The sequence below is a fragment of the uncultured Fretibacterium sp. genome, assembly GCF_938040765.1.
Taxonomy (GTDB): Bacteria; Synergistota; Synergistia; order Synergistales; family Aminobacteriaceae; genus CAJPSE01.
Genome location: NZ_CALIAA010000007.1, coordinates 1 through 3873, shown reverse-complemented (window position 1 = coordinate 3873; position 3873 = coordinate 1). Strand labels below are relative to the sequence as shown.

Genomic DNA, 3873 nt, shown 5'->3' with positions numbered 1-3873 from the left:
TGGCGGAAAAAGTTTTCTCGCGTGCAAAAAAAGGGGCTGCGGAAGCGATATTTCCGTCGCGGATACTCCCACAGGCGCTCAGCCTCCACCAACGATAATCCTCAACGCGACACATCGAGGTCGATTTCAAGAGGGCCTCTCCCACCTGGGGAAAGGCCCTCCTCTGTCCTTGCCGTCACCCGCCCAGGTAGGCCTCCCGGATCCGCGGGTCCCTCAGGAGCTCCTCCCCGCTGCCCTGGATGGAGACGGCCCCGGTCTCCAGCACGTAGGCCTTGTGCGCCACCTTCAGCGCCGCGAAGGCGTTCTGCTCCACCAGCAGGATGGTGCGTCCCTGGGCGTTGATCGTGCGGATGATGCCGAAGACCTCCTCGACCAGTATGGGCGCCAGCCCCAGGGAGGGCTCGTCCAGCATCAGGAGGTCCGGCCGGCTCATCAGGGCACGGGCCACCGCCAGCATCTGCTGCTCGCCGCCCGAGAGGGTCCCGCCCTTTTGTCTGCGGCGCTCCTTCAGGCGCGGGAACAGGCTGTAGCCGTACTCCATGTCCTCCGCTATTCCCGCCGCGTCGCTGCGCGAATAGGCCCCCAACCGGAGGTTCTCCTCCACCGTCAGGTGCGGAAGGATGCGGCGCCCCTCCGGGCTGAGCGCAATGCCCATCCCGACGCGCCCGTTCGTCGGCACGCCGGACAGGGGCACGGCGTTCCCGGTCCTGGGCGACGTGAAGTCCATCCGCGCCGCCGTGGCCTTCACCAGCCCCATGATCGCGCGGATCGTGCTGCTCTTGCCCGCGCCGTTGGCCCCTATCAGCGTGACGATCTCGCCGCGGGCGATGGACAGGGACACGTCCCGGACCGCGTGGATTCCGCCGTAGCGGACGTTCAGCTTCTCGATCTCGAGCATACCCGCCTCAGGCATTTCCGTCGCCCTCCTTTCCGGCATCAAATCCGGCTTCGCGTCCGGCATCGAGTCCGGCTCCGCGTCCGGCCTCGTGCATGGCCTCCGAGCCCAGATAGGCCTCGATGACCCTGGGGTTGGCCCGTATCTCCCCGGGCGTCCCGCAGGCGATGTGGACTCCCTGGTCCAGAACGTGGATGACGTCGCAGACGTTCATGACCACCTTCATGTCGTGTTCGATCAACAGGATCGTCAGCTGGAATTCGTCCCTCAGCCTCCGGATGAAGCGCATCAGCTCCTCGGACTCCTGGGGGTTCATGCCCGCCGCGGGCTCGTCCAGCAGCAGGAAGCGCGGCTCCGTCGCCAGGGCGCGTGCGATCTCGAGCCGCCTCTGGGCCCCGTAGGGCAGGGACGAGGCCGGCTCGTCGGAGTAGGCGTCCAGTCCCAGGCGCTTCAGCAGGCTCGCGGCACGCAGACGGATCTCCCCATCCTCGCGCAGGGAGTCCGGGAAGAGGAAGGGCAGCAGGGTCATCCACCACCGGGTCCTCTGGCGCACCCACGCCCCTACCATGACGTTCTGGAGCGCCGTCTCGTTTCCGAAGAGCCGGATGTTCTGGAAGGTGCGCGACAGGCCCGCCCGGCACACCGCGTGCGGGGTCAGGCCGGTCAGGCTTCGGCCCAGGAACTCCACGTGGCCCTCCGTCGGCCTGTAGAAGCCGCTGATGACGTTGAAGGCGGTGGTCTTTCCCGCGCCGTTCGGCCCGATCAGGCCGACGATCTGCCCCTCCTCGATGGAGAAGGACAGGCGGTTCACCGCGACGAGCCCGCCAAAGCGCAGCGTGACGTCCTTCACCTCCAGCATGGGGCCGGAGCGTTCGGCGGCCGGCCCGTCCGCGCCGTCCCCGCGGCGACGGTTCGGGGCCCGAAGGAGCCAGTTCCACGAGAACTCGCGCATCCCCATGATCCCCTCGCGCCGGAAGATGATGACGACGATCAGGAGCACGGAGAAGAGGACCATCCGCATCCCCGGGATGCCCGGGATGTGCAGCGAGCCCAGGGTGATGGGGTTCTCGACGAACCGCAGCCACTCCAGCATCGTCGTCACGAGGACGGAGCCGATCAGGGATCCGGTGATGGAGCCCAGTCCACCCACGACGACGATCATCAGCAGGCTGTAGGTCTGCGTGATCATGAACATGCGCGGGTCGATGGTGGTGACGAGGTTCCCCATCAGGGCGCCGCCGATCCCGCCGCCGAAGCAGCCCAGGGTGAAGGCGAGGACCCGCGTCCTGAAGGTGTCGACGCCCATCGTCCGGGCCGCTATTTCGTCGTCGCGCACCGCCCTCAGGATGTTTCCGAAGTTGCTGCGCATCATGCAGACCGTGCAGAACAGCACGACGGCGAGGCACCCGTAGCTCATCCAGAGCGTGGTGTGGGCGGGGATGCCCTTGAGCCCCAGGGACCCGTTGGTCAAAGGGGTGAGGTTGGTGATCAGGATGCGGATGATCTCGGCGAACCCCAGGGTCGCGATGCCCAGGTAGTCCCCGCCGAGCCGCAGCACGGGCAGGGCGATCAGCCAGCCGAAGAACGCGGCGATCAGCCCCGCGGCGAGGAGCGACACCAGAAACGGAGCCTGGAGGTTCAGGAGCCACGGGGCGATGGGCTCCAGGATCCACATGGCCTCCTTCTGAGCCGGGGACAGGATCAGGAGCGCGGAGACGTAGGCGCCGATGGCCATGAACCCCGCGTGCCCCAGCGAGAACATGCCGGTCATGCCGTAGATCAGGTTCAGGCTCAGCCCCAGGATGCCGTTGATGGCGATCAGGTTGAGGATACGCAGCTGATAGCCGTTCAGGCCCGTCGGAGCCCAGTTCAGGAAGAGCGCGAAGAGGGCGCAGGCTGCCAGGGTCAGGGCCCCGCCCAGGATGCCCCGCAGCGGCGTGTCCGGTCTCATATCTTCTCCTCCAGTCGCTCGCCCATCAGGCCCGTGGGGCGGAACAGCAGGATGGCGATCAGGAGCATGAAGGCGAAGGCGTCCTTGTAGCCGGAGAGGGTGGGGAAGAAGGCGACGGACATGATCTCGACGAACCCCAGGAGGATCCCCCCGACCATGGCTCCGGGGATGGAGCCGATTCCGCCGAAGACGGCGGCGATGAACGCCTTGATGCCGGGAAAGAGCCCCATGAAGGGCTCGACCCGCGGATAGCGCAGCGCCCAGAGGATGCCCGCCACGGCGGCCAGGGCCGAGCCCAGGGCGAAGGTCAGGGCGATGATCCCGTCCACCGAGACGCCCATCAGGCGCGTGGTCTCGATGTCGTGGGAGATGGCGCGCATCGCCAGGCCCGGCTTGGTCCGGTAGACCATCCAGAGCAGCGCGCCCACCAGCAGGAACGAGATGACCGGGACCATCAGCCCCAGGGGGATGAGGCGCACCCCTCCGACCGGGATGGGCTTCATCAGGAGCGGCGGCTGGACGACGGGACGGGGCATCCCGGAGAACACTACGACCGCCAGGTTCTCGATGAGGAACGAGACGCCGATGGCGCTGATGAGCGCGGAGATGCGGGGAGCGCTGCGGAGGGGGCGGTAGGCGACGCGGTCCACCAGAAGCCCGCAGACCGTGGCGCCGAGGACGGCCAGGGCGACCCCGACGGCCCAGGGCAGCTTGAAGACGACGGTGGCGAAGTAGACGAAGTAGGCCCCCAGCATGAAGATGTCGCCGTGCGCGAAGTTGATGAGCCGCAGGATGCCGTAGACCATCGTGTACCCCACCGCGACCAGCCCGTAGAGCGACCCCAGGCCAAGCGCGTTGATGAAATGCTGAACGAACATGTTCAGGCTCAACCCATACTCCCCCTTCTTTGCCGCTTCCTTCGGAAAATTCGGCAAGGACTTCGATGCTGCAGGATCGGCGATCGAAATTTATTGCGGTAAAACGCCCTTCATTATATAGGGAAACGCTGATTTAATCCATGAAGCCC

General features: G+C 66.5%; 3 protein-coding genes. All 3 read right to left on the bottom strand.

The window, feature by feature from the left end; translation table 11 throughout:
• Positions 1-175: 175 nt before the first annotated feature.
• The 3 genes from Q0176_RS00140 to Q0176_RS00125 are packed head-to-tail and all read right to left on the bottom strand — an operon-like array spanning position 176 to position 3736.
• Positions 176-898: an ABC transporter ATP-binding protein gene (locus Q0176_RS00140; RefSeq protein ID WP_299297831.1), complete on the bottom strand. Its 723-nt coding sequence runs from the start codon at positions 896-898 to the stop codon at positions 176-178.
• Positions 899-905: 7 nt separating this feature from the next.
• Complete coding sequence (locus Q0176_RS11190) at positions 906-2846, bottom strand: branched-chain amino acid ABC transporter ATP-binding protein/permease (protein ID WP_366796930.1); 1941 nt, start codon at positions 2844-2846, stop codon at positions 906-908.
• Positions 2843-3736 carry a branched-chain amino acid ABC transporter permease gene (locus tag Q0176_RS00125; protein WP_299297827.1) on the bottom strand — a complete coding sequence of 298 codons (894 nt, stop codon included), beginning with the start codon at positions 3734-3736 and terminating at the stop codon, positions 2843-2845. Before Q0176_RS00125 ends, Q0176_RS11190 begins: the two co-directional genes overlap by 4 nt.
• Between the last annotated feature and the right edge of the window lie 137 nt (positions 3737-3873).

What these genes read in the sequence shown, in the direction of transcription:
- Q0176_RS00140 (WP_299297831.1), bottom strand. Translation starts at nt 898, where the DNA reads ATGCTCGAGATCGAGAAGCTGAACGTCCGCTACGGCGGAATCCACGCG.
- Q0176_RS11190 (WP_366796930.1), bottom strand. Translation starts at nt 2,846, where the DNA reads ATGAGACCGGACACGCCGCTGCGGGGCATCCTGGGCGGGGCCCTGACC.